At 38.1% G+C, this 25,148-nt stretch carries 22 protein-coding genes and 2 other annotated features; of the genes, 6 read left to right on the top strand and 16 right to left on the bottom strand.

The features are described 5' to 3' along the window. The first annotated feature begins 29 nt into the window (after positions 1-29). A complete protein-coding gene (locus IGJ37_RS01650; RefSeq protein ID WP_002361174.1) occupies positions 30-1,145 on the top strand; it encodes an NAD(P)/FAD-dependent oxidoreductase in 1,116 nt (371 codons plus the stop codon). A gap of 66 nt (positions 1,146-1,211) precedes the next feature. Here IGJ37_RS01650 and IGJ37_RS01645 read toward each other — a convergent pair whose 3' ends face one another. From IGJ37_RS01645 to IGJ37_RS01635, 3 genes are read right to left on the bottom strand one after another with little or no spacing between them, the layout of a single operon-like run. After that, positions 1,212-2,366 carry a mannitol-1-phosphate 5-dehydrogenase gene (locus IGJ37_RS01645; protein ID WP_002355280.1) on the bottom strand — a complete coding sequence of 385 codons (1,155 nt, stop codon included), beginning with the start codon at positions 2,364-2,366 and terminating at the stop codon, positions 1,212-1,214. Between the two features lie 14 nt (positions 2,367-2,380). Then, complete coding sequence (locus IGJ37_RS01640; RefSeq protein WP_002355279.1) at positions 2,381-2,818, bottom strand: PTS sugar transporter subunit IIA; 438 nt, start codon at positions 2,816-2,818, stop codon at positions 2,381-2,383. 14 nt (positions 2,819-2,832) lie between these two features. Beyond that, the gene (locus IGJ37_RS01635) at positions 2,833-4,605 is read right to left on the bottom strand and encodes a PTS mannitol-specific transporter subunit IIBC (protein WP_002380023.1); all 1,773 of its coding nucleotides are present in this window, start codon (positions 4,603-4,605) and stop codon (positions 2,833-2,835) included. 236 nt (positions 4,606-4,841) lie between these two features. On the opposite strand from IGJ37_RS01635, the gene IGJ37_RS01630 reads away from it, so the two are divergent. Next, positions 4,842-4,946, top strand: coding sequence for a type I toxin-antitoxin system Fst family toxin (locus IGJ37_RS01630; protein ID WP_157734666.1), 105 nt, complete (start codon positions 4,842-4,844; stop codon positions 4,944-4,946). A gap of 269 nt (positions 4,947-5,215) precedes the next feature. On the opposite strand, the gene IGJ37_RS01625 is transcribed toward IGJ37_RS01630, so the two are convergent. The 3 genes from IGJ37_RS01625 to IGJ37_RS01615 are packed head-to-tail and all read right to left on the bottom strand — an operon-like array spanning position 5,216 to position 9,427. Continuing rightward, positions 5,216-5,650, bottom strand: a complete 435-nt coding sequence (locus tag IGJ37_RS01625; RefSeq protein ID WP_002358391.1) for a PTS sugar transporter subunit IIA — start codon at positions 5,648-5,650, stop codon at positions 5,216-5,218. Positions 5,651-5,660: 10 nt separating this feature from the next. After that, positions 5,661-7,694, bottom strand: a complete 2,034-nt coding sequence (locus IGJ37_RS01620) for a BglG family transcription antiterminator (protein ID WP_002361171.1) — start codon at positions 7,692-7,694, stop codon at positions 5,661-5,663. Next, a complete protein-coding gene (locus tag IGJ37_RS01615; protein ID WP_325814924.1) occupies positions 7,685-9,427 on the bottom strand; it encodes a PTS transporter subunit EIIC in 1,743 nt (580 codons plus the stop codon). The genes IGJ37_RS01620 and IGJ37_RS01615 overlap by 10 nt, the downstream gene beginning before the upstream one ends. A gap of 183 nt (positions 9,428-9,610) precedes the next feature. Between IGJ37_RS01615 and IGJ37_RS01610 the strand changes: the two genes are divergently transcribed. After that, the gene (locus tag IGJ37_RS01610) at positions 9,611-10,444 is read left to right on the top strand and encodes a Cof-type HAD-IIB family hydrolase (protein ID WP_002355273.1); all 834 of its coding nucleotides are present in this window, start codon (positions 9,611-9,613) and stop codon (positions 10,442-10,444) included. A 42-nt stretch (positions 10,445-10,486) separates the two neighbouring features. Here IGJ37_RS01610 and IGJ37_RS01605 read toward each other — a convergent pair whose 3' ends face one another. The 6 genes from IGJ37_RS01605 to IGJ37_RS01580 form a co-directional block, all read right to left on the bottom strand. Further along, a complete protein-coding gene (locus IGJ37_RS01605; RefSeq protein ID WP_325814923.1) occupies positions 10,487-11,122 on the bottom strand; it encodes a nitroreductase family protein in 636 nt (211 codons plus the stop codon). Positions 11,123-11,126: 4 nt separating this feature from the next. Next, a complete protein-coding gene (locus IGJ37_RS01600; RefSeq protein ID WP_002362972.1) occupies positions 11,127-11,561 on the bottom strand; it encodes a MarR family winged helix-turn-helix transcriptional regulator in 435 nt (144 codons plus the stop codon). A gap of 153 nt (positions 11,562-11,714) precedes the next feature. Further along, the gene (gene nhaC / locus IGJ37_RS01595; RefSeq protein ID WP_002383673.1) at positions 11,715-13,160 is read right to left on the bottom strand and encodes a Na+/H+ antiporter NhaC; all 1,446 of its coding nucleotides are present in this window, start codon (positions 13,158-13,160) and stop codon (positions 11,715-11,717) included. An 89-nt stretch (positions 13,161-13,249) separates the two neighbouring features. Continuing rightward, positions 13,250-13,425, bottom strand: a binding site (T-box leader). A gap of 136 nt (positions 13,426-13,561) precedes the next feature. Continuing rightward, the gene (pcp, locus tag IGJ37_RS01590) at positions 13,562-14,203 is read right to left on the bottom strand and encodes a pyroglutamyl-peptidase I (protein WP_002355269.1); all 642 of its coding nucleotides are present in this window, start codon (positions 14,201-14,203) and stop codon (positions 13,562-13,564) included. A 15-nt stretch (positions 14,204-14,218) separates the two neighbouring features. Further along, positions 14,219-15,163, bottom strand: a complete 945-nt coding sequence (locus IGJ37_RS01585; protein ID WP_002355267.1) for a DUF979 domain-containing protein — start codon at positions 15,161-15,163, stop codon at positions 14,219-14,221. After that, positions 15,160-15,846, bottom strand: coding sequence for a DUF969 domain-containing protein (locus IGJ37_RS01580; protein WP_002355265.1), 687 nt, complete (start codon positions 15,844-15,846; stop codon positions 15,160-15,162). The genes IGJ37_RS01585 and IGJ37_RS01580 overlap by 4 nt, the downstream gene beginning before the upstream one ends. Before the next feature lie 192 nt (positions 15,847-16,038). Here IGJ37_RS01580 and IGJ37_RS01575 point away from each other — a divergent pair, with 192 nt between their 5' ends. Together IGJ37_RS01575 and IGJ37_RS01570 are read left to right on the top strand one after the other, a co-directional pair. Next, entirely contained in the window at positions 16,039-16,554 is a 516-nt protein-coding gene (locus IGJ37_RS01575; RefSeq protein WP_002381189.1) for an HdeD family acid-resistance protein, read from the top strand. Positions 16,555-16,569: 15 nt separating this feature from the next. Further along, positions 16,570-17,754 carry an AI-2E family transporter gene (locus IGJ37_RS01570; RefSeq protein WP_002355262.1) on the top strand — a complete coding sequence of 395 codons (1,185 nt, stop codon included), beginning with the start codon at positions 16,570-16,572 and terminating at the stop codon, positions 17,752-17,754. A gap of 51 nt (positions 17,755-17,805) precedes the next feature. Here IGJ37_RS01570 and IGJ37_RS01565 read toward each other — a convergent pair whose 3' ends face one another. After that, a complete protein-coding gene (locus tag IGJ37_RS01565; RefSeq protein WP_010820625.1) occupies positions 17,806-18,933 on the bottom strand; it encodes a 5-methyltetrahydropteroyltriglutamate--homocysteine S-methyltransferase in 1,128 nt (375 codons plus the stop codon). 60 nt (positions 18,934-18,993) lie between these two features. Then, positions 18,994-19,223 (bottom strand) — a binding site (T-box leader). 117 nt (positions 19,224-19,340) lie between these two features. Beyond that, complete coding sequence (locus tag IGJ37_RS01560; RefSeq protein ID WP_325814922.1) at positions 19,341-20,726, bottom strand: PcsB-like coiled-coil domain-containing protein; 1,386 nt, start codon at positions 20,724-20,726, stop codon at positions 19,341-19,343. A gap of 185 nt (positions 20,727-20,911) precedes the next feature. Between IGJ37_RS01560 and IGJ37_RS01555 the strand changes: the two genes are divergently transcribed. Further along, positions 20,912-21,091: a hypothetical protein gene (locus tag IGJ37_RS01555; protein ID WP_002367870.1), complete on the top strand. Its 180-nt coding sequence runs from the start codon at positions 20,912-20,914 to the stop codon at positions 21,089-21,091. 91 nt (positions 21,092-21,182) lie between these two features. Here IGJ37_RS01555 and IGJ37_RS01550 read toward each other — a convergent pair whose 3' ends face one another. After that, positions 21,183-23,477: a WxL domain-containing protein gene (locus IGJ37_RS01550; RefSeq protein WP_163402436.1), complete on the bottom strand. Its 2,295-nt coding sequence runs from the start codon at positions 23,475-23,477 to the stop codon at positions 21,183-21,185. Positions 23,478-23,924: 447 nt separating this feature from the next. Further along, the gene (locus IGJ37_RS01545) at positions 23,925-25,148 is read right to left on the bottom strand and encodes an amidohydrolase family protein (RefSeq protein ID WP_002389547.1); all 1,224 of its coding nucleotides are present in this window, start codon (positions 25,146-25,148) and stop codon (positions 23,925-23,927) included.

Raw genomic sequence — 25,148 nt, 5'->3', positions numbered from 1 at the left:
AATACAACTGTTCGAAGGAGAGAAGAAGCATGAAAAAAATTGCCATTATTGGCGGCGGCATTATCGGAATGACGTTAGCTAATTATTTAGATCCACAAAAATTTGACATTACCGTTTATGATGAAGGGCTCGGCCAAGCGACTAAAGCGAGCGCTGGGATTATTTCCCCTTGGCTATCCAAACGTCGGAATAAGAAATGGTACCAATTAGCGCGAGAGGGCGCTGCCCTATTTCCAAAGCTAGTCAAAGATTTTCAGCTGACGGAGGATATTTATCGTCAATCAGGGACAGTCATTTTGCGCCCGGCAGCCGCTTTGGCAGACTTAGCCCATTTGGCAGAAGAGCGTAAGCAAACTGCACCTGAAATTGGAGAAATCACGATGTTGTCAGCGGTTCAAACAGCGAAGTTCTTACCGCTACTTAAGGAAACTCCCTCACTTTTTATTTCTGGCGGCGGTCGCCTAGATGGACCAGCTTATCTAAACCATCTTCAGAAACGCGCCGAAGCTAAAGGGGTCACTTTTTGCTCACAACGGGCGCACTTTCGACAACTGAATCAAGGGTGGGAAATTGTCACAAATTCAGAAAAAAAGAGCGTTGATTTTCTCGCTTTAACACCTGGTCCTCATTTAAAGGAATTACTCGCTACTTTAAATTTATCTGTGGACATTCGTCCCCAAAAAGGACAATTATTAGTTTTCGAGACCCCTTTTACAAACAGTCAGCAATGGCCTGTTGCTATGTTAGATGGCGAAGCCGATTTAATTCCTTTTAATCAAGGAAAAATTTTATTAGGTGCCACCCACGAAAATGAACAAGCCTGGGATTTAGAAGAGACTGTTAGCGCTTTTCAACAACTAACTTCTGGGACTGCGCCATTTCTAAAAGAAGCAGATCAGCTTTTTAAGCAACCCATGCATTACCGCGTTGGTACACGTGCTTATACATCTGATTTCGCTCCGTTTTTTGGTCCTTTGCCAGAAATGCCCCACCTTGTGGTTGCTAGCGGACTTGGTTCATCAGGACTCACTACTGGCCCATTCATTGGTTACCAATTAGCTGAATACTTCAATACAGGTGCCTTCAAAGGAGAGCTTTATCAAAAACCACTTAGTCAATATGTAAAAAACAACCCCTCACTTTAATCAGTGAGCGGTTGTTTTTTTCTTTAATTAAGAAATGTGAAGTATCTTGGTAGAAGGATTTTGTTATTATGCTACTTGTGGTCGCGCATAGCGTTCTACGTTTTGTTTAATATTTTTAACCGTTTCTGGATCTTCAATGCCCGTTACTTCAGCGATCACTGTATCAACACTTTCTTGGTCAAGCATTTCCTGTAATTGACGGCTTTGTTCATCTTCTGGATCATGATAATTAAAGACAATACCAATCATTGCTAATAAATGCGGCGACACTAGATTGCGTTCCTGTAATTCACGGATTGGTCGAATAAACCGTTCTTGCGCACCTAATTTTCTGATTGGTGTCCGTGCTACACGTGTAATAGCATCTGAAATATATTTATTTTGGAAACGTTGAATAATTTTTTCAATATAGGCTGCATGTTCTTGTTCATCAAAATTCCATTTGGCCACTAAAAGTTTACCGGTTTCCTGCAAAACTGATTTGAGTTGTGCTACTACTAAGGCGTCCTGCATCGCTTCGTCAATGGTTTGATAGCCTAACAACGCCCCTGTATAGGCAACTGTAGCATGGCCAGTGTTTACACTAAATAATTTTCGTTCAATATACGGCTCTAAATCAGCAACGTAATGAACGCCTTCTAACTGAATCTCTTTGGCTTTTCGGTTGGTATCATCAATGACCCATTCACAAAAAGGCTCAACTTGAACAAAAAGTGGATCTTCATGTTTTTGTAATGGAACAATCCGATCAACCGCCGCATCAGGAAAACCAATCCATTGTTCAGCATAAGCTGGGTTTTTCAAATATTTGGCCACTTCTTCTGCTAAAAAGGTTGAACCACCAATCATATTTTCACAAGCGATAATATCCAGCGGCTTTTGACAATTTGCTTCGGCACGTGCATCAATTCCTTGAGCAATTAATTCAGCAATTCTTGGTAAAATATTGGGACCAATTGCCGTCGTGACTAAATCGGCTTCCGCAATTGCTTCTACTACTTTTTCTGGTTCTGTCATGTTATTTAACCCGGTCACATTTTCAACGTTAATTTGTTGATGTGAGGCATCGGCCAATTCAATTGTATAACTTTTACGTTCTTTTAACGCTTGAATGATGGTTTCATTAACATCCACAAACGTAATATGAAACCCGTTTTTAGCTAAAATTTCGCCGATAAAGCCGCGTCCAATATTTCCTGCTCCAAAATGTACTGCGTTCATTCTTATTCTCTCCTTTAAGCAATGGCTAAATTTTCTGTTATTTCTTCTTTACTTAATGCGTCGGCAAGCTGCACCACGTTATCCATATCACTACAATAAAGTGCAATTTGTTGGACTAATTGCAAATGTTCTTCACCGACTCCGGCAATCCCAAATAATACGGTAGCAATTTTTTCATCTTCTTCGGTGCCAAAATTAACGCCCTCTGGGACTTGCACTACACAGATTCCTGATTTTTTCACTAATTTTTTGGCTTCTTCTGTTCCATGAGGAATGGCAATAAAATTCCCCATATAAACAGATAGCAATTGGTCTCTTTCAATCATTGCTTCAATATAAGCGGGCTCAACACAGCCTGCCTCGACTAGTTTTTCGCCGCAAAAGCGAATAGCTTCTTCTTTTGTATTAAACTGTTGATTTAATTCAATTGAAATATTCGTAAGATTTTCCATTGTTTTCTTCCTCTCTAGGCACTTTCTTTTAAGAGCGAAACCACTGTTTCATATTTTTGGGGATTAACCATACTTTTTACTGATAAGTGTGTCGCTTTCGGTGCTTTTTTACGGGCTTGTTCCGTTAGTTCAGCTTTTGTGACAATTAAAGCCTGTGTTTGTTGAGTTAATTCATTAATATTAATTTTTCGAATCGGCATTGAAATTTTCTCTTTATCTAAAATTTCTTCTAAGACTTTCATTCCCATCGTTGCTGACCCGACACGGTCATCGTGAACCAAAAGAATTTCATTGACATTTGCTAAATCTCCCTCAATTTCAGAAGCAGGTGTTGCTTTGAAGGCTGTTGGTTGTGCGTCGTTTTTTTCTTTGGTACCTGATAGTTCAGCCACAATTTCATCATAACGTGGTGAGTTCAAGAAGTTTTCAACTGCTACAAAGGTTGCATTAGGTGCTTTCTGTTTGGCCCGTTCTTGCAATTCCGCTTGTGTGACAATCAATGTATTTCCCTCATCGGTCAAATTATTAATGGCCCGATTCGTCACAGTTTGTACTAAACCAGCCTCTTGGACCTTTTTCCGTAAGATAGACGCACCCATTGCACTAGAGCCCATCCCAGCATCACAAGCAAAAATAATTTGTTGAATTCCTGACAATGAAGCACTACCATTTGTGACAGTTAATCCTTTTGATGCTGCTTTAGCAGCTTGGGTTTCTTTCACTTTTTGGGCAAATTCATCACTTTCTTCTTTCGCATCTGCTTTTAAAATGACTGCGGATACTGCAAAGGAAACAGCAGTTGCTGCCAAAACACCTAAAATAACTGGTAAGTAAGAACCCATTGGTGTCATCGCTAAAATAGCTATAATGGAGCCTGGTGAAGCGGGCGCACGTAAACCAGCATCTAACGTTTGGAAAACCAAACTACCTGTCGCGCCACCTGCAATAACCGATAAGAATAATAACGGTTTCATCATTACATATGGGAAGTAAATTTCGTGGATACCACCAAGGAAATGAATAATTATTGCTCCCGGCGCAGAAGATTTTGCCGCACCTTTTCCAAAAAACATAAATGCTAATAAGACACCTAACCCAGGACCAGGGTTTGCTTCTAATAGGAAAAGAATTGATTTGCCAGCCGATAAGACTTGTTCTGTCCCTAGGGGTGTTAAAATGCCATGATTAATCGCATTGTTTAAAAAGAGCACTTTTGCCGGTTCAATAAAAATACTCGTTAATGGAATCAAATGAGCATTTAAAATGATTTCCACACCACGTGCCATTGCAGCAGTCAGCGCATCGACAATTGGGCCAATCGCTGAAAAACCAAGTAAAGCTAACGCAAAACCAATTAATCCAGCTGAAAAATTGTTTACTAACATTTCAAAACCAGCTTTAATCCGATGTTGGAAATACTGATCAAATTTCTTAATTGTAAAGCCACCAAGTGGACCCATAATCATGGCACCTAGCATCATCGGAATATCGGTTCCCACAATCACGCCCATTGTCGCAATTGCGCCAACTACGGCACCGCGATCACCTGCAATTACTTTCCCACCAGTGTAGCCAATTAATAATGGAATTAAATAGGTCAACATTGGGCCAACCATCGTGGCAAAGGCTTTATTTGGCAGATATCCATCTGGGATAAATAGCGCTGTCAAAACGCCCCACGCAATCAACGCCCCGATATTGGGCATCACCATGCTAGATAAGGTACTGCCAAGTCTTTGGACTTTTGCTTTAATTGATACTTTATTTTTTTCTGGTACTTGTTCCATTTTTATTCCCCTTCTCTCAAGTAACTTTTCTTGTTGACTAAATTGTATCCGCTTTCCAAAGCTGAAAAAAGTCGTACTTTGGCACAAACCATTGTGCCAAAAGTTGAAAGAAAAAAGCACGTGTTCTCTAGTTACGAAAACCAGAAAACACGTGTTTATTCCATTTATAATAATTTCAATAATAAACGAACAACTTTTTATGCTATACTCAAATTGGCGACTTGCCTCGAAAGGAGGTGCATCACATATACGAGATTGTCACAAAAATTCTTGTGCCGATTTTTGTCGGGATTGTCCTGAAACTTGTAACCATTTGGTTGGAAAAACAGAACGAGGAATAAACAAGTTGCTTCCAACCGCTGCTGTCTAAACAGCAAAAAAAGACACCCTACCACAATAGGGTGTCTTTTTAGTGCATCCATGCACGACTTTGTCACAAGTTACTTTAAATTTATCATAGGGCCTATTTTTTGTCAAGGAATCTTCTTATCTTTTTTGTTTAATCTCTTAAATAAAAATATTTCAATTTTTATTATAAAATTATTTCAATAATTATTGAACATTTCAGAATGAATTGATTTTTTACTACCAATTTTTTTCAGACGTAACTTTAGGCTTGAGCCAGAATTTTTTGCGCTTCATCTATTGTTCGACAATCACTGAGCCGCTGAATGTTTTCGAGATCTGAACAGAAAAAAGCTAATTCTTGAAGCATGCTTAGTTGCCGTTGACTTTTTAGAGCAACGACAAATAACAAAGTAGCTATTTTTCGATCTGCTTCCGTACCAAAGTTGACCCCATCAGGCACTTGAATAAAGCAAATCCCTTCTTTTAAAACTTGTTCATCTTGTCCTTCCGCATGAGGCAATGCCACGAAGTTACCGATATACACACTGACTTTTTGTTGACGTTGATACATTGCTTTGACATAGTCAGGCGTGACCAACTGATTTTTTAGCAGTAATTCACCAGAAGCTGCAAGTGCTTCCTCCCAACTAGCATACGATTGATTCAACATTATTTGCTCCGCTGTAATTTCAAACATCTCTCAACACCTAGCCTTTCATTTCTTCAATTAATAATGACGAAAGCAACTGATAAACAATGGCTTCATTTCCTGAATGAAAAATTTCTGTATTTAAATCATTCATAATAATCGCACCACTGATTTTTCCTAAAATTTTCCCGATTGTTTCATCAATCGGCATCGGCGCTAGCATGAGTAACATACGTTGTAACTGCATCGGCTTTTTATCCATCCCTTCAATCATAAGTGGCTGGGCCAGATTAAAAATACAAAAAACAGGCTGTGTCACTGCTGTACTTGAGGTATGGAATAAGGCCATTTCCGTCTGAGGAATCCCAATAGGCGCTTGCTCGTAACGTTTCATCAATTGCTGACAGACGATTGCACTATCGGTGATTAAATCTGCGGAAAGTTGCGCGAGAGCTTGTTGAACGGTTTCTGCTAAATCCGCTTGATTATTTAAATCTGCTATGAAAAATGTTTCTAATAGTTTACTAATTTCTTCCATGAAAGCGACCACTGTTTCGTAGCTTTCTTCGCCACCTATTTTTTTCACAGGCGCTTTCCTAAGCGAGCGTTTTTCGTGACTAATCCGCTTAAACTCTTCTTTCAATTGGCGGATTTCATCGTCTAAAAGTAACGGTGAGATCAATTTATATTTACCATTGTATCCTGGTAATAACGAAGTGGAAATCACTAAGTCATAGTTTTCCTCAACATTCACCTTACCTAAATCCGCAATCCGAAAAAAATGAATCTGGTTGATAAAAGGAAAGTAGCGCCGTAATCGCATTTCTAGCATACTTGTCGAAGCCAAACCGCTAGGAGAAAAACCAGCAATATCAACTTCCATAATTTTGGGACTCCGTTCTAAAGAATTAGCAAAATGAAGTACCATGTAGGCAATTTCCTCTTCCGATAAATTCTTTTGCGGAAAAATTTGCGGCAACGCTTGGCGTAAAGCCGCAGCTATTTCTTGATATTGATTCATAATCCGTTCTAAAATGGGATTCGTTAAATCTTCTTCTTGTAAAACCGCCCGAGAAAAAACACCTGATAAATGCGTCAACAACATTTTATACAAATTGGTATCTTCGAAAAAATTAACTTCCGTTTCTTGACTTACTGCTTCAATCAGTTGTTTCACTTCATAAGCCAGCTGAGTGTCAAAATGTTCATCAAAAAAATCTTCATCAAAAGAATTAGAAAAATCACTTAATAAGCTAGCAAAAAAAACAATCTCACTGACAGCGTATAGTTGTTTCGTTTCAGCAGCGACTTTTGAAAAAAGTCGTTTAGAACAATTTAGAAAGGCCTTATTCATCTGCCCAGTATAGGTCTCATCAGCTAAATAAAAACCTGCAGTGACCCGATCCATCGCAATTGTTAACATTAAAATCAAATGTTGTAATTTACGATCACTTAATGCTGGAAATAAAGTTTCTACTTCTGGCTGAACAATTTTTTGTGCAAATGCTAAATGTTCTGCATGAATAAACTGAAAGAAAAAATGGTCGTTTGTCGTTAATTCGGTAAAATGAAAAAATTGGTACTCATTAATTTCCATGCTTAGAATATTCGCCATTAGAAGACGGCGATATTTTTCAGAACCAGTCACTTCATAACCTTGATTCCGAGAAATCGTCAACGGAATCCGAGCAATCCGTGTTTCTAATTGTTTAATATCGGCATAAAAAGTCGTATTACTAATACAATACGTTTCCAGAAAATAATGCATAGAGACTGGCTCTTTTGTTTGAAGTAATGTCAATAAAATCGCATGTTGCCGCGCCAAAGTAGAAAGTTCCTGTGTCTCTTCTCCTAAAATAGCAGCCTGAATTTCCGTCATCGCTGCTTCATCTGCTTGAATCGAAAAGCGCCCACGAGCTACTTTTTCCAACGTCGCGCCCATCGATGCTAGCGAGGTTTCTAAATTTTCTAATTCACGATATACCGTCCGGCGGCTAACCTTTAACAAATTCATCATGCGGTTTACTGAAACGGGGGTGGGACTATTCACTAATTCCGTTAATAGAACAGTTTCTCTTGTCGTTAAAAACATCTATCAGCTCCTCCTTCCAGCCATTCTTGATACTCTTTCTTATTCAAAAAACTAGTAACTACGTATAAATTTTGTTGCGTTAGATCTAAATGATAGGCTTGCGCCAGTTCACGAGTCACTACGTAGGTTGTCTCCTTGGTAAAAAAGACTGTTTCCAGTGGTTCTTTAGATACTTCAATCGCGACTCCTCGTTTCGCCGCTTGTTGCCGCAATAATTCCATTCCCATTGTTTGCGATCCTCGAACATTCTCGGCATATAAAAAAACAAGCTTCTGTCTTTGTTTGATCGGGTTCGTTTCAGTAGCCTCTGAACCAAGTGAAGATTGCTCTTGAGAAGAAGCAGTCAGTTTGGCTAAAACTTGCGGGTAATAGGATTTAATTTCTAAAAAATTTTGAACACTCACCATATCCTTTTCTGGGACGTACTTTTGTGCTAACTGTTTCAATTCTGCTTGAATGACCACTAATGTCTTAGGCTGCCACTTCATCTGATGAACGGACTGGTAAGTCACAGGCATCTCCAAGTTCACAGCTTTTAATTGTCGGCTTAGCAAACTAGCCCCCATGGCACTTGAGCCCATTCCTGCATCACAAACAAATAAAATTTGCTGATAGTTAGGTGTGACTGTTTCCACTTGGTCTTCCTCCTTCATCTTTATCATTGAAACTGGTTCAATTCCTCGTTGACGTTTTAATAACAAGCTTGCTATTGCTAAAGAGCACAGAAAGCTAACAAAAATTCCACTAAAAACCGCCAGCCTTGCCTCAGTCGGGGCATTGGCTAAAATCGCAACCAATGAACCTGGCGAAGCTGGAGCACTTAGCCCCACATTAAATATTTGAAAAACAAGCGTACCACTCATTCCTCCAGCAATTACTGCTAAAAATAAGCGCGGATCCATCAAAACAAACGGAAAATAAATTTCATGAATGCCCCCAATCAATTGAATCATGGTGGCGCCTCCTGCTGTTTTTCGTTGTCCTACAGGACCAAACAGCAGAAAAGCAACCAAAACGCCCACGCCTGGTCCAGGGTTTGTTTCCAATAGAAATAAAATGGACTGACCTGTTTGACTAGCACCTTCTAAACCTAGAGGCGTTAATAAGCCATGGTTAATCGCATTATTAAAAAATAACACTTTTAAGGGTTCTAAGAAAACGTGAACCAATGGTAAAAGATTGGCTTCAATTAACCAAGAAGAAAATTGATACAGCCAAAAACTAGCACTTTCAACAGCAGGAGCTACAACCAGAATACCAAAACAGCAAAGCAGTCCTCCCACAATTCCTGCTAAAAAGTTTTTAGTCAGCATCTCATAGCCTTCTTTAACTTTCGGCAAGAGAATTTGTTCAATTTTGGCGAAAGTATATCCTGCTAAAGGTCCAATAAACATGGCACCAAACAACTGTGGAACATCTGTGGAAACAATCACGCCCACTGTCGCAATAGCAGCAACGACGCCGCCACGTTGTTCCTCGAACATTTTTCCGCCTGTAAAACCAATTAAAATCGGTAAAACAACTCGAATCATTATCGTTTCGACTTCAGAAAGAGCTAGCCGTAGATTTCCAGTCGTATAGCCAGCCACCAAAGACAATAAGCTCCACGCAATAAAAATACTCAAATTTGGCATAATCATCCCACTCAAACGATGACCAAAACGACGTAAATAGGGAGTTACTTTCACAAACTTATGTTTAAAAAAGAGCGAATGCATTTCTTTTTCCTTCATATTCCTTGTCCCTCGCTCTCTATGTAGATAATTAGAATACTTCTATTATATGAAATTTCACAAAAAAATAGTATAGATTTTTGTAAAATAATTCTTTTATACACCTCACAAGAGAATCCGTTTACATTAATAGAAAAAACTTTTATACTAAAAGAAAGAAACTCTTCGGATTGGAGGCCAATTATGGCAATCAAAGCAATTGTAATGGATATTGATGGTACCTTGTTAACTTCAGAAAAAAAGATTTCACCAAAAACGCGACAAGCACTAGTAGCTGCACAAAAGCAAGGCCTCTCACTGATTTTGGCTTCTGGCCGCCCGACTAACGGTATGCGGCCCTTAGCAGATGAATTGGAGATGGCTCATTATAATGGACACTTACTTTCCTATAACGGCGCTTGTGTCACCCATCATGGCAGTCAGCAACAACTATTTAATCAGACAATTTCAAAGTCATTGAGTCAACAAATTTTAGAGCATTTGAAACAATTTGACGTAATTCCAATGATTAATGATGAAACATTTATGTATGTCAATGATGTTTTTCATAACACCTTACATTTAGAGACTGGTGATTTTAATATTATTGAATATGAATCACGGGGCGGCAACTTTCAATTATGTGAGTGGCATGATTTAGCCGCCAGACTAAACTTTCCCTTGAACAAAATTTTAATTGCTGGTGAACCCGCCTATTTACAAAAATATCATGAGGCCATCTACGCGCCTTTCAAAGAAACCGTCACCGCTGCTTTTTCCGCTCCTTTCTATTTTGAATTTACCGCCAAAAATATTGATAAAGCGCGTTCTTTAGAAAAACTAACCCTACAGTTAGGCATAACTGCTGAAGAAGTAATTGCTTTTGGTGATGGTCACAACGACTATACAATGTTGGAATGGGCCGGCACAGGGATTGCTATGGAAAACGCTGTTGACGAGCTTAAAAGCATCGCAACGGAAGTCACTTTATCCAACGACAATGACGGCATCGCTGTTGCATTAGCCAACTTTCTTTAAGATCGTTGATTGATGCAAGCGTACGCCGTCATTTTTTATTGCCTATTCAAATGTCGTGATTTTTTCTGGTGCTAAACGAACAGATTCATAACCAGTTTCCATGCCCTTACCCACAGATAAAATCATTACTGGGACATAGCGCTCTTGATCTAAACCAAATGTTTCGGCTAATTTTTCCGCTTCAAAACCACCGATTGGATTTGTTTCATATCCGTGAGCTCGGGCCACTAACATAAATTGCATAGCTGCTAAACTCGCATCAATTTTTACGATGTCATTCATTTGTTCTCTGCTTAAACTTTCATAATGGGGAATAATGACTGCTAATTGTTGGTCCCGCACTTCCTTAGGCATTTTACCACTAGCATAAGCTTGATTGTAAATTTCCTCTCCTCGTTCATGGCAGTTTAGATCACCAAAAATTAAGAGCATTGCAGAAGATGTTTCATTTTGACGCGTATTAAAGCGAATTAAGGGTTTTAATTTTTCTTTGCCTGCTTCACTTTCCACTACGACAAAACGCCATGGCTGCATGTTAACAGAAGAAGGGGCAGTGGTCGCTTCTTGAATCATTGTTAACATTTCTTCATGAGAAATTTTATGGGTTTCATCGTACACCCGAACCGATTTGCGGCCAAAAACAATCTCTGAAAAATCATTCGTTGTATATGTTGTCATTCTATCATACCTCTTTCGTTGTAATGCTTTGATCTAGTTTTGTCAAAAGTTCTTTTAACTGGCGACAGTCGTCCTTTGTAAATGTACTGGGAATAATTTCTGTTACCGTTTGTTGCTTGGCTGTACATTGCTGTAGTTCTTGTTGTGCTTTTTCTGTTAAATGCACTAGCACTTCCCGATTATTTTCTGGATTTCGCTGTCGTGTCACATACTGTTTCTCTTCTAAAATTTTCAAATGGCGAGTGACCGCACCACTATCGATTTTTAAGTGTTCTTGAATCTCCGTTTGAAGACACGGCTGACGTTCTTTTAAAATCATCAGCAACTCATAACGAGTCAAACTCAAGCCAACTTGCTCTTCAAAAACTTTGGTAATTTTTTGATCTAATACCTTTAACTGACATAATAATTGGCTGACTTCCCGTAATGATAACGACATAGTTTCCTCCTCAAAAAGATGACTCGTCAACAATTGACTAGTCAACTATAACTGTTTCTTTCTAAAAATGCAACCTTTTTTTTACAAGAAAAATAGAACAATTGACAGAGAGAAACTACAGTATTCCCCATCAACTGTTCTATTTTAATCAATCTATTTTTCGGTAACAGGTTCTGCTGATAACCGCTTAATCCCTAAACCAGTAAACGCACTGACCATTGAGAAGACAGGCGATAATAAGCTAAAGAAAACAAATGGTAAGTAAGTCAACGTTGGTACGCCAAAGGTCCCCGCTACGAAGCTACCTGCAATCCCCCAAGGAATGAGGTAGTTAATGACCGTCCCACCATCCTCCAAGGTTCTGCCTAAAACAGTCGGATCCAAACCTTCTTTTTTGTAAACTTCTTTAAAGGCATTCCCTGGTAAAATAACCGATAGGAATTGTTCACCAATAAAAATATTTACGCCAATTCCTGTTAATAACGTTGATAAAATCAATTTCGGTGTACTGCTCATTTTCTGCGAAACAACTTCCATGACCGCAGAAATCAATCCTAATTCCATTAATAAGCCACCTAGAGACAACGTTAGAATAATAAGTGCCACAGTCGGCATCATACTCATAATCCCGCCACGACTTAATAATTGATCAATTTGTGCGTTCCCCGTTTGAGAAACAAACCCATTTTCCAACGTGTTTCCTAATGCCTGCAACGATACTTTCGGATTTTGAATAATAATCATAATTACTGCCACAATAATGTTCAACAAAATCGTGATAATCGCTGGAATTTTGCGCCAGGCACAGATTAACATTAAGGCTAATGGTAACAATGACCAAATTGAAATGGTAAAGTGGTCTTCCAATACTTGAATAACTTGAACTACTTCTGTCAGACTAGTATTCGCGTACGTTTGTCCTAAAATCATAAACAAGATTAAAGAGACGATAAATGCTGGTACAGTCGACCACATCAAGTTTTTTATATGTTTAAACAAATCCGCTTCAACAATCGCTGCGGCTAAGTTTGTTGATTCTGATAAAGGTGACATTTTATCACCAAAAACTGAACCAGAAACAATCGCACCCACAACTAAAGCAGGATTTAACCCTAAGGTACTGCCAATACCGAAAAAGGCAATTCCAATTGTTGACATCACTGTAAAAGCACTACCTACTGCACTGCCGACAATCGCACAGACAATAAAAACTGACGGCACAAACCATTTAACACTAATCATTTTAAAACCAAAAACCATAATCGTTGGAATAATTCCAGCTTGAATCCAAACGGCAATCAATGCACCCACTAAAATGAAAATAAAAATTGGAATAATCCCTGGCTTCAAGCCATCAACAATCCCTTTATGCATTTGATCAAATGGTACTTTACGAAACATTGCGTAGCCTAAAATCAATGCAATCACAAACAAAATAGTAATATTTGGCGATATCTTTAAGCCAATTACTCCTGTTGCAATAGCTGCCACAATAATTAATAATACGATACTTGCTTCTCGAACACTCACGGTCTTCTTTTTCTGTTTTTCTTTCATTTCGTTACTCTCCTCTAATCTTTTTTCTGAATACTCTGACATTAAAGGATCTTATGATAACGAATAACCCCTCCACAACTCATTGAAAACGCCTCCTAAAGCTACATAAAAAGAGAGATTCATCCTTAAAGAATAAGGACGAATCTCTCCGCGGTACCACCTTAATTAGAAGCTTACTTGCTTCTCGCTTATGTATTATGTAATTGTTACTACTTATTAGTGTAATTCACAAATAGACTTGATCGATTCGCAGCAACCATCGACTTTCTGAACAAAACATCTATTTCCTACTGGGCTAATAATTTATGAATCTCAATATACCAAGAAGAAACCGACTTGTCAACGAAAATAGTATAAAAAATTTTTTCACACGCCAACAAAAATTACTTTTTCTTTTTGTAAAAATAGAAAAGCGCTTCCGTTCTCACGAAAGCGCCTGTTAATTAATGGGTTGTGCCACCTTGTAGTTGAATATCTTCTTGCGTTTTTACTGCTGCTTCAATCATATAGAACAAAGAATCTGTGATTGCTTCTAATGACATAGAAGCAAACGTTGGTTTATCAATTGTTTGTTCTGGTAGGAACGGAACATGAATAAATCCGCCACGAATAGTTGGATATTTAGTGTTAATTAAGTGTAGTAAGTGATACATAATGTCATTACATACAAAGGTTCCTGCTGTATAAGAAATCGCTGCAGGTAATTGATGGTCATGACAATTTTTTACCATCGCTTTAATCGGTAAATTTGTAAAATAGGCTGTTGCTCCATCTTCAACCAGCGGCACATCGCTTGGTTGTTGTCCTGCATTATCCGGGATACGCGCTTCCGCTAAATTAATCGCCACTTTTTCAACAGTGACTGTTTGACGGCCGCCTGCTTGTCCAACACAAATCACCATATCTGGTTGATGGGTTTCAATTGCTTCAGCCACTTTTTCACCACTAGTGCCAAAAACAGTTGGCACCTCAACTTTAATAATTTCAGCTCCTGCAATTTCAGCAGGTAATTTTTTGACTGCTTCAAAGGCAGGATTGATTGCTTCTCCTCCAAATGGATCAAAGCCAGTAACGACAACTTTCATTTCGATCATCCTTTCTTATTTGAATAGAATCATATAAACAATTTGGAAAATTAACATGAAAAGTGCAATCGGCAATTGATTTTTAATGACGCCGTACTTATCTTTCATTTCCAACATGGCTACAGGTACGATATTAAAGTTCGCAGCCATCGGTGTTAACAGTGTACCACAAAAACCACATGTTAAGGCAACCATCCCAACTAATGCGGGATCTGCACCTAAAGAAAAGACAAACGGCACACCAATTCCGACTGTCATCACGGTTATTGCTGCAAAGGCATTGCCCATGATAGCCGTAAAAATAACCATTCCCACAGCATAAATAATAATCCCTACATTGACATTTCCTGCTGGTACTACGGCACTAACTCCTTTTGAAATAATCTCACCAACACCAGCGCTAGTAAAAACAGCACCTAAACAAGCTAATAGCATTGGCAACGTACTAAGAGGACCGACTGTTTCTAACATTTCCGCCGCATCATCAAAAAATACTTTCGGCGTATTATTTTTAGAAAAGAACATCATGATGAAAATCGCTACAAAGACACCAACACCGACACCGACTAAAGCTCCTAAAGTAGTCAATGTGGCAAAAAGAATTGCGAAAACCCCGATACTTAGTGCGGGAATAAAAATCTTCATTCCTAATTTTTGAGACATTTTTTCCATGTATTCTTTCGAAGGTAAGCGACTTTCTCCTTTTGTCACTTTTTGAAGAATTGCCGGAATTGTCATCACAAAAATAAGTACGCCACAGGCAACTGGTGGGATAAACCGACCAAAACCGATTAAGATCCCTAAAATCCCCCAGAATAAACTAGTCCCATACGCATGTTGATTGGTTTTATCACGAAAACTACGAAAACTTGTATATAACAAGATAATCCCCATAAAAATATAAAGGACTTCCAATAACTTTGCACTCAAATCAATACTTGGATCTGTGAAAAAACTCATTTCAGTCCCTCCTGTCCATAATATTTTTTACGTAATCTTTTTTCTTTTAAAGTAAAGTAAATACTTGCCGAAATTAAGGCAACTAAGGCGACTGGTACTTCCACTAAAGCCAATTTACCTAATGTCACTTCATAGCCTAAATCTTTCAATGTTGATTGAACAAGCAATGCCCCAGCCCCACCAACAAACAGAACTTGACCAAAGAACCAACAGATATTTTCCATGGCTGAAGCCATCCCTTTTAGTTCTTCTTCATACTCTGGCACCATTGGTAAATTTTTTGATTCAATTGTTCCTAACGCCATTGGCAAAATAATCGGACGCACAAAACCTGCTACCCCACCGAAACTTACGTTAAAAGCGGCGAAGATAATCCGAAAGACACCATAAATGTCAATAATCACACCAGCAGATACCTTTTTGAATCGTTTAATCAACGTAGCTGCTGACTCTTTCAAGCCATTTCTTTCTAAAGTTCCTGTTGCTAACATAATAATAATAAAGATAGCCATGCCTCGATTATTCACAAAGGTTGTTCCTAGTGTTTCTAGCATCGATGTCAAACCAAGCCCGCCAGTAAAAGCCGTCACTATTAAAGCAACCATCACAATCAAGATAGCATCAAATTTCAATGCGAAGCCGACAATGACGATCAATACGCCTAATAAAGGTAATAAATCCATCAAATCTCTCCTTCTTAAAATAAAATTTCACTTTCCATTATATGCCAATTTTCGCTCATTTGTAAGACTTTTTTAATTTTTAATGTTATTTTTTCTAAAGACACAGTTTCCAACACTTTTTAGAGCTACCACTCGCACTTTTTTCTTTTTTCCGCTAGAATAAAAGAAACAATAACATTGAGGAGGATTTTTATGTTCCAAACTTTTAGAGAAAATTTTCGGCGCCATACCCTATTGCGCGACGCCGTCTTTATCGTTATCGGAAGTGCCATTGTCTTTAATCCCGGTGCTTTCTTCCAGTTTGTCGGTTATTTAATTGCTGGTTATTTGATGCTTTTAGGGTTAATTAATATTTATGATGACTACAAAATAAAAAAACAAACGGGTAGCTGGGGACTTGGTTTCGTAACAGGTTTAATCTTTGTCGTCTTAGCAGTAGCCTTTTTATTTTTTGCACCGGTGATTGTTTCGATTCTGCCGTTTTTATTAGGGATTAGTATCGTTATAAACGGCCTCGTTCAATTGACTTTTGCTTTAAATACTCGTCAAACCGGCGCGCTTATCTACAGTATTCTGGTTTTAATCGCTGGAGCTGTTTTAGTTTTCAACCCCTTCAAAAGTCTCTTAGTTTTGATGCAAGTCTTTGGATTTATCCTGATTTTCATGGGTGTCATTGAAATTATTGGTCATTTTAGAAATAAAGCTTAACGAAAGGAGCAACTTATGGATAAAGAAAGTACCAAGTGGATCCGCTTTTTAGGTGGGAAAAATTTACTTTACACATTAACTATCCTTTGTCTAATTGCTGTAACTATCTTTTTATTCAACACTGTTTCATTTATCTTTAAACCAATTTTTGTTATTTTTAGTGCCGTCTTAGGCCCGGTACTTTTTGGTATTATTCTATTTTATTTGCTTAATCCAATGGTGAAACGCCTTGAGAAAAAAATTCCCCGTGTTTGGGCGATTGCGATTCTCTATGTCTTAATTATTGCATTACTAGTGTTAGCTGGACTGCAACTTTTCCCAATTATCCAAGACCAAACGGAAGAATTAATCAAACAATTCCCAAGTTTTTGGAAAAGCACGCTCCAAACAGTACAAGAATTTATGGCTAAAACACCTTTTGCAAAAGATTTAGAATCTGCTAATGAGTCGATTAATCAGCTCTGGGGCAAACTTGCAAACTCCTTTAAAGACTTTGCAGGGGATTACCTACAAACAGGCGCACAAGGTCTGGGAAGCGTCTTTTCTGCAGTCTCTTCTACTTTCCTAACCTTGTTTACAGGACCTATCATCGCCTTTTTCCTTTTAAAAGACAAAGAAAAGTTTTATCGCTTTGTAAAAGGCATCATTCCCCCAGCTTTTCGTCCTGATTTTGATGAATATAGCCAAATTGCCAACATTCAAATTGGCGATTATCTAAAAGGTCAAGTCATTGCTTCGTTGGTTTTAGGGATTATGTATTGGCCAGCTTTTCTATTAATTGGTTTACAATTTGGTAGCATTTTAGCTTTAGCTGCGGGTATTTTATGTATTATTCCTTATATCGGGCCATTTATTGCCTTTATTCCTGGATTGATTATTGCCTTTCAGGATTCCACATTTATGGTAGTTAAATTTGTTATCGTCTGGTTTGCCATCCAATTGATTCATGGTGATTTTGTTATTCCTCGTGTGATGGGCGATAAATTAAAAGTCCATCCGATTACTATTTTACTTGTCTTGTTAGTTATGGGTGAACTGTTTGGTTTAATGGGCGTTATTTTTGGGATTCCAATGTATTGCCTAGTTAAAGTGACAGTCATTTATTTATTCCGCAAATTCAAACAACGCTATAACCGCTTTTATGGTGACAACGGCGAGTATGAACACACGAATTTTACTAAAGATCAATATTTAAAATAATACAATGAAAAAACTGGGACATAAGCCGTTTAGACTTATGTCCCAGTTTTTTTACCATACTTCTCTAGCAATTTCTTGAAGTAATTGAACTTTGCGCCATTGTTCTTTCTCCGTCAAACGATTTCCTTCTTCCGTCGAAGCAAAACCGCATTGCGGACTAATACTTAAGTTTTCTAAAGGAACAAACTGTTGGGCTTCTTCAATTCGTGCTTTCACTTGTTCAGTCTCTTCTAATTCAGGAAACTTAGAAGTAACTAAACCTAAAACGACTTTGCTGCCATTATTTTGCCAATGTCTTAATGGTGAAAAGTCCCCTGCACGATCTGAGTCATATTCCAAGAAGAAACCATCATAATTCGTAGCAAATAATTCTTTTGCTATCGGTTCATAACCACCTGAAAATAACCAAGACGAAGCATGGTTCCCACGGCAAATGTGTGTGGTTACAGTTAAATCTTCTGGCTTGCCAGCTAAGGCTTCATTAATAATCGTGGTGCACACTTGTGCAATTTCCTCTGGCTGTATTCCTTTTGCTCGTAATTCTTCTTGTTTTGTCTGATCCGCTAGAAACGCCCAATTTGTATCATCAAATTGCAAATAACGGCAACCTCTCTCGTAAAAGGTCGCAATTGCATCTTTATATGTTTGTGCTAAATCCTTATAAAAAGCACCAATCTCTGGATAAATTGTTTGAATGTGCGAGGTGCCATCGTTAGATAAAATTTCTTGACGTAAAATCATGGTCGGACTAGGGATCGTTGCTTTGGCTACCGTGCCATCACCAACTTCCACCACCTCTTTTAAAAATGAAAAGTCCTCTAAAAATGGATGTTGCGCAGGAAAAGATATTTTATCCACTACGCGGATATTATAGGCCGGAGCTGCTTTTCCATGAAAGGTTTGGTTATACCCCGTTTCTGGGATATAGCCTGTCACACCATTTAATCCTTCTAAGAAATCAATATGCCAAAAACCGCGACGAAATTCACCATCTGTGATTCCCCGTAAACCGCCAGCTTTTTGTTTTGCTACTAATGCTTTGATTTCCTCATCTTCAATAAGACGTAGCTCTGCTTGAGATAAAGCACCTGCTTGGACCTTTTTCCGTGCTTTCTTAATTGTTTCCGGACGTAAAAAACTTCCCACATGATCAACTGTAAAAGGAATCTGACTACTCATTTGCCTCACTCTTTCCTATTTTTATTTATAAAAAAACGCCCTTTTACTAGCCGTAACTAGTAAAAGGGCGATTATTATCGCGGTACCACCTTTTTTCGGAAAGATGACTCTTTCCCTTCAACTGACAATCATAATCAGCGGTCTTGTTAACGAAAGACATTACGTTTTTGCCTACGTTTCGACAAAAATTCCTCCTAGGCCATTTTTCGATACAGACATCTAACTTTTTTCACCAACCAAAGTCTCTCTACCAGCTGTCTTGTATTTACTTTCCTATTCAACGGAAATTATTAGATTATAATTAGAATACCACGTTTAGCAAATTTGTCAACGGAGATGGATGAAATAGTAATGAAAAAAGCAGCTTCTTTTCAGAAGCTGCTTACGTCTATTTTTATCATTGCTGATTAGGCTGAGTGTCCTACGATTGTGCTACCTGAGTAACCAAAACCGACACGCGTAATACCTGGGTTAATTTCCCAATCACGGTGACCGCTTCCTGAAGCTGTTACCATGTTTGTTTCATTGTACCACGCCATGATTACTGAGTTACCTGGCGCCCACATAATTGCGATAACTTCATCTCCACGAGACCAGTGATCATTTGGAATGCCACCTGCTTCAACTTGTGCTGCACGAGCAGTTGCAGAAGCTGCCAAACCTGCATCCCATACTACTGGACGTAAACCTAATGATTGACGTAGAACGTTCAATGCATTGATTGTTGGATCAGCAGAAGGCGCTGGTGTTGGTTCTGGTGCTGGTGTTGGTTCTGGTGTTGGTTCTGGTGTTGGTGTTGGTGTAACTGTTCCACCACCAGTTTGGCCACCATTATTTCCATTATCGCTTGGTGTTGTAGGTTGTACTGGTTGTTCTGATGAAGAAGAGCCAGTATTTTCTGTTGCACTATTATCTGTACTTGGTGTAGTTGTTTCAGTTGTTTGTTGCGTGCTTGATTCAGTTGCTGAGCTTGAGCTTGCTGGTGCTTGTGCTTCTGTTGTTGATGAAGAGGCAACTGGTGCTTCTGCTTTCACTTCAGCTTTAGCTGGTTTTGCAGCAGCTTGTTTGGCTTTTTCAGCTGCAGCTTTTTGTTCAGCAGCTAAGCGTGCTTGCTCTGCTTCAGCAGCTGCTTTTTGTTTTTCTAAGCCAGCTTTAGAACTTTCAGCTGATGATTGTTCTAATGCTAATGAAGCTTTCATTACGTTTAATTCAGATTGTTTAGAAAGTAAATCTTGGCGTTTTGTTTCTAATTCAGCTTCTGTTGCTTCAAGTTGTTTCATTTTTTTCTCGTTTTCAGCTTTTTTATCAACAACGGCTTGTTTATCTTCTTTTTGTTGTTGCATTAAGTCGTTGTTGGCACTTACGATTGTTGAAACAGCTTGAACACGGCTGATTGCATCTGCAACTGAGTCCGCATCTAAAACTGCATCTAGCATTGTTGTGCTTTGTCCATTAACTTGAACATCACGTGCTTGATTTTTGATTGCTTCGTTACGTTTTTCAATACGTTGATTCAAGTTTGTAATTTCTTGTTGTAATTGTTCTGATTTTGCTTTTAGTGTTTGCTTTTGTTCACGTAAAGCCATGCTTTCATCAAATACTGAAGATACTTCTGCTTCTAAAGAAGATACTTGTGAAGCTAAATCCCCTTGTTTTGCTTTTAATGATGAAATTTCTTGATTTTTTTCTTCAATTTTTTTATCAACATTGTCCGCCAAAGCGATGCTTGGGGTAGCAATTGCTGATAGCGTTAATGAACATAGTAATACTGATGCAAATAGACGTTTCTTCACTTGTCATTCCTCCGAATTAATTTCTAAAGTTTATTTAAAATATCTTAATCTTTTCTTACGACAAAAACATTCTACCACACCCATATTTCAATTAAGCAATAGAAATGTTACAAAAACATTTCAGATCACTCCTTCTTTCTCCATAATAGGTAAACTTACCTTTTGTAAGGCTTTTACGCCTTGTCATGACTGGTTTTCACGTGTTTTCAATTGTTAAACAATTCTTCGATTTTTTTTCATATTTTTTCTTTTTTTATTCAAATTTTGCTTCTTTTTTGTCGATATATGCTTTTTTTCGTAAAATTAATCATTTTTCCTTCTTTTTAGCAAACGTTTTTGTTACAAAATTCGTTATATTTTGGTAATGAACCAAAAAAAAGGCCGCTTCGTTGAGCCGCCTTTTATTATTTCTATGCAATGTTTTTGATCAAACTATTCAACTTATTTTTTATGGACTTATGGGCCTGTCACTAAATTCCAAGTCACCATTGCTTGATAAGTTTGATCTTTTCTACCTTGATTTGCTGGAATTTCTAATTTGATTTGATCAAAAGAAAAATCAAATTGATAAACATCACTTTCGTCAAACTGACCATTGGCAACAATATGGCTAGCTACACCGTTGGCAACTAATTGAATAGCGGTTGTTTTGCCAAGAGCAACTTTAGTTTCCGTTGGTTGATTATACTGAATAAAACCTGAAACATTGGTTGTTCCTAACAATAACTTTGTCATTGATGATAGTTGATCCACTCTTCCTTCAAAGGGGGATAGTTCTGCAGTTAGTGCCCAATTGGGTTGTGATTTTTTCAAACGTAAATATGGATTTTCCTGACCATTTTCATAATAATCTGCTGCCTGCTTTAAACCATGTTGCTGCGTGTTGCTAGAAATGGCGACTTTACCAAAATCAAAAGTTGGTGTGCTGATAAAACCTTCCTCATCTGGTGCCACAATTTCTTGATTTTTAGGTTGGATTCTGACAGTATCAGCTGCGTGAACAGCAGAAAAATTCCCATTCATTTCAACAGCCGCTTGTAACACTTGATCTGGTTCACCTGTAGCAATTGTTGTCATCATAATAGTTGCTGTCTGACCAATAGGCACTTCCGTATTTAAAGCAATGCCAACTCGCCAATTTTCATCAGTAATAGGAACAATTTTGTTTGGTTCAGATCCAACACGAATCGTGACTTGGATTGGCCGAGCTAGACCTGGTGACCAACCACTTGCTGGCTTTAAGTTTATTTTTTTTAACGGTACTTCTCCCACATTTGTAAGCATAATCTGCCAAATTTGTATATAGCCACTTGGCATGACTTTGACTAGTCCTTCTATTTGCATTTCAGCTTTTGCAGTTATTTCCTTATACACTGCTGTAATATCGTTCATTTCATTAAAAACAGGGGAGTTTATGGGGCGCTTCGTTTTTTCTAAGCTCTCTTGTTTTGTTTTATCTTGATACCAACCTTGATATAAATAAGTTTTACCGTTAACGCTGTATTGTTGTGGCAGTTTTTTTTCAGCTAAATAGCGAAAGCCATCCGTAGTTATTGGTTGTTGGTGATCCTGAATAAAATCAGATGGTGGTGCAATTTCAACACCGTTGACATCCTCAAATGTATAATTTTTTTGAGGTACCTCCTTATAGACAACAGTTAAATCATCATTGTCGTCATAGGTAATATCATAACTGGGCGTTACGCTTTTTTCTAAATTTTCAGGTTTCGTTTTCCCTTTATACCATCCTTGAAATTGATATGTTTTTGAGTCGATTTCATAGCTACTTGGCAAAAGGCCGTTCTGTTTAAAGGCGTAAGGGTCACGCTCAATAAGTGTTTGCTTTCCTTGTCTAAACCCCGGTGGTGGAGGGATTGGTTTCCCTTGAGTATCCACAAAATGTTCTGTCACTTTGCGATTGGTAACATGATAATAAACCGGCCCTGAAAATTTAAAGTAATTCAATAGCCCAGATTGATTCGATGAATCAACCTTCACTTGGTTGTACAAAGGAACGATTAGTTTTTGGCTCTCGCTAATGTTAAACGTTACTCCTGTTTTCTGACTATATTGTTGTGCAGACATTTTTTCCAATTCAAATTGCGAAATTGTTGTTGGATATTGGTTTCCTGATGCGTCGGAAATAGTTGGCAGCGGATAATTGGGATCAATTTCCCCTTTCTTATTGTATAAGCTCAAAGAAGTATAATATCTTGGTAAAAAAAATGTTTGATTACTCGCTGCAAGCACCGTTGACATGTCGGAATAGACGGCTACTTTCTCACTTGGAATTACCACTTCTTTTAAATTAGCCACTGTAGATGCTGTCACTGGTTGACTTTCACCTTCCCACACATTTATGCCATTTGGGGAATTGCCTTGCCAACTATGATACTGTAGAAGGATCTCATTGGCGTTTACTGGCTGCCCCTCTTCATTAATAAATCCATAACGATAAGTTAGGTTAGGCGTCTCAATTCTTTCTCTAATCGTTTGACTTGTAACATTAGCCTCATTATCGATTAACTCACTTTTTGGCAATGCTAGTGGTTCTTCACCATGTAGTTTATCCTTTGTCTGTGGTTGTTCACTTTCGGCTTTTTCTGCTGTTAATGAATGATTGGTTCCTTCTCTTACTTGTTTTGTACTTGGTAATGTTTCTGCAAAAACAGTTGTCTGTATTAGTACGGGGAATACTAATATATGGCAGATGCCCGTTACTATCAATTCTTTCCATTTACTTCGCTTCATATTGTCCCTTCTTTCTAAAGAACAATCCAACAATTCTTAGTTAACTAAACATTAAGACACTAAACTTAGCAGAATGATCACTTACCATTTTCAGCAACAGTCTTGTCTTGTGGTATCGGTTTCATTTTTCTTTATACTTTGGATCATTCACTTGTTTCAGCGCTATTCGTCCAATACTTCTTTTTACTAACCAGTTATAACTAGTTTAGCAAAAAAGAATAATTTCTGAAATTCCGAATTTTAAACAGACAGGAGCATTTCCTGAAGATTCTATATATATCAAGGAAAATCGACCAAAAATAAACTGAAAATAAACTTTTCAATAGAGAATCATAGCTAAAACAGGATAAATTAATCATATTTTCACCTTCCTAGCTTTACCTTTATCAAAAAAAGCTCAAAATGTTAGTTTTGACAACTAACATTTTGAGCTTTTTGTTTTTTTTCTTAACGAATGATTTCGACTTTTTTGTCTGTCTTGACTGTAACACGGCCGTTTTTAATAACATATAACCGTTCTGGAATATCAATAATCGCATGTTCAACCACTTTTGTGTCTAATAAGACTAAATCTGCTTTATTCCCAACTGCGACACCGTATCCTTCTAGTCCCATCGCACGAGCAGGACTTGTTGTTACCATTGGTAGCACTGTTTTTAAGTCATCCGCTCCACCTAGGTGCCCAACAGGAATGGCTAACATCGCTGTTTGAACAATATCCCCTGTGCCATATGGTGTAAAAGCATTGCGAATATTATTCGTAGCAATACAGACATTCACGCCACCATCGCGTAATTTACGAATTGGCGTAACCGCACGTCGAACATTGTACTGATCACCACGAGCCCCTAAATGTAAATCCGTTGCTGGTAAAGCCATCACGCTAATATTTGCTTCCGCCATTTTTGCAATAATAGGCGCCAATTCTGCTTCAGGTAAGGCATGCAATGCCGTTAAGTGGCCCACTGAAACACGGCCTTGGTAGCCTTCAGCGATGGTTTTTTCACATAAATATTCAATACTCATATCATCAGCTTCATCGGCAAAATCTTGGTGTAAATCTACATCTTTATCATATTTTTTAGCAATTTCAAACACTAAATCAATATGTTCTTTCGCTGGTGCATCATTATAAGGAATACCGCCGACAACGTCTGCGCCCATATCCATTGCTTCATACATCATTTGTTCTGTTCCAGGGGCTTTAAAAATTCCTTCTTGCGGAAACGCAACTACTTGCATGTCAATTAACTCTTTGTATTCTTCTTTCAAACGCATAATTGTTTTGAAGCCAGTAAAACCTTGCGCTGGGTCAAATTCTGCATGCGTTCTTAACGCCGTGGTTCCATGAACGATTAACATTTCTAAAGCACGTTTGGCACGGTCGTAAATGTCTTCTTCGGTAAATGTTGGTTTTAATTCTGCGGTTACTTCAATTGCTTCTTTCAACGTACCTGATTTATTTGGTTTACGATCAGCGATTAATGCCTTGTCCAAATGTAAATGGCTTTCTACAAAACCTGGGATTAAAACACGACCATCTGCTTCGATGACTTCTTTGGCATCGCCAGTAATAACTGGGGCGATTTCAATGATTTTACCTTCTTTAATAGCTACATCTTGTAATGCTTCACCGTCTTGAAGACGAACTTGTTTAATTAATAAATCCAT

The organism is Enterococcus sp. AZ104, from assembly GCF_050546705.1.
Taxonomy (GTDB): Bacteria; Bacillota; Bacilli; order Lactobacillales; family Enterococcaceae; genus Enterococcus; species Enterococcus faecalis.
The sequence above is the reverse complement of the archived record's forward strand: the minus strand, read 5'-3'. Positions and strand labels throughout refer to the sequence as shown.

Coding starts and splice junctions, on each gene's coding strand:
- IGJ37_RS01650 (WP_002361174.1), top strand. CDS start 30: ATGAAAAAAATTGCCATTATTGGCGGCGGCATTATCGGAATGACGTTA.
- IGJ37_RS01645 (WP_002355280.1), bottom strand. CDS start 2,366: ATGAACGCAGTACATTTTGGAGCAGGAAATATTGGACGCGGCTTTATC.
- IGJ37_RS01640 (WP_002355279.1), bottom strand. CDS start 2,818: ATGGAAAATCTTACGAATATTTCAATTGAATTAAATCAACAGTTTAAT.
- IGJ37_RS01635 (WP_002380023.1), bottom strand. CDS start 4,605: ATGGAACAAGTACCAGAAAAAAATAAAGTATCAATTAAAGCAAAAGTC.
- IGJ37_RS01625 (WP_002358391.1), bottom strand. CDS start 5,650: ATGTTTGAAATTACAGCGGAGCAAATAATGTTGAATCAATCGTATGCT.
- IGJ37_RS01620 (WP_002361171.1), bottom strand. CDS start 7,694: ATGTTTTTAACGACAAGAGAAACTGTTCTATTAACGGAATTAGTGAAT.
- IGJ37_RS01615 (WP_325814924.1), bottom strand. CDS start 9,427: ATGAAGGAAAAAGAAATGCATTCGCTCTTTTTTAAACATAAGTTTGTG.
- IGJ37_RS01610 (WP_002355273.1), top strand. CDS start 9,611: ATGGCAATCAAAGCAATTGTAATGGATATTGATGGTACCTTGTTAACT.
- IGJ37_RS01605 (WP_325814923.1), bottom strand. CDS start 11,122: ATGACAACATATACAACGAATGATTTTTCAGAGATTGTTTTTGGCCGC.
- IGJ37_RS01600 (WP_002362972.1), bottom strand. CDS start 11,561: ATGTCGTTATCATTACGGGAAGTCAGCCAATTATTATGTCAGTTAAAG.
- nhaC (WP_002383673.1), bottom strand. CDS start 13,160: ATGTCAGAGTATTCAGAAAAAAGATTAGAGGAGAGTAACGAAATGAAA.
- pcp (WP_002355269.1), bottom strand. CDS start 14,203: ATGAAAGTTGTCGTTACTGGCTTTGATCCATTTGGAGGAGAAGCAATC.
- IGJ37_RS01585 (WP_002355267.1), bottom strand. CDS start 15,163: ATGAGTTTTTTCACAGATCCAAGTATTGATTTGAGTGCAAAGTTATTG.
- IGJ37_RS01580 (WP_002355265.1), bottom strand. CDS start 15,846: ATGGATTTATTACCTTTATTAGGCGTATTGATCGTCATTGTCGGCTTC.
- IGJ37_RS01575 (WP_002381189.1), top strand. CDS start 16,039: ATGTTCCAAACTTTTAGAGAAAATTTTCGGCGCCATACCCTATTGCGC.
- IGJ37_RS01570 (WP_002355262.1), top strand. CDS start 16,570: ATGGATAAAGAAAGTACCAAGTGGATCCGCTTTTTAGGTGGGAAAAAT.
- IGJ37_RS01565 (WP_010820625.1), bottom strand. CDS start 18,933: ATGAGTAGTCAGATTCCTTTTACAGTTGATCATGTGGGAAGTTTTTTA.
- IGJ37_RS01555 (WP_002367870.1), top strand. CDS start 20,912: ATGACTGGTTTTCACGTGTTTTCAATTGTTAAACAATTCTTCGATTTT.
- IGJ37_RS01550 (WP_163402436.1), bottom strand. CDS start 23,477: ATGAAGCGAAGTAAATGGAAAGAATTGATAGTAACGGGCATCTGCCAT.
- IGJ37_RS01545 (WP_002389547.1), bottom strand. CDS start 25,148: ATGGATTTATTAATTAAACAAGTTCGTCTTCAAGACGGTGAAGCATTA.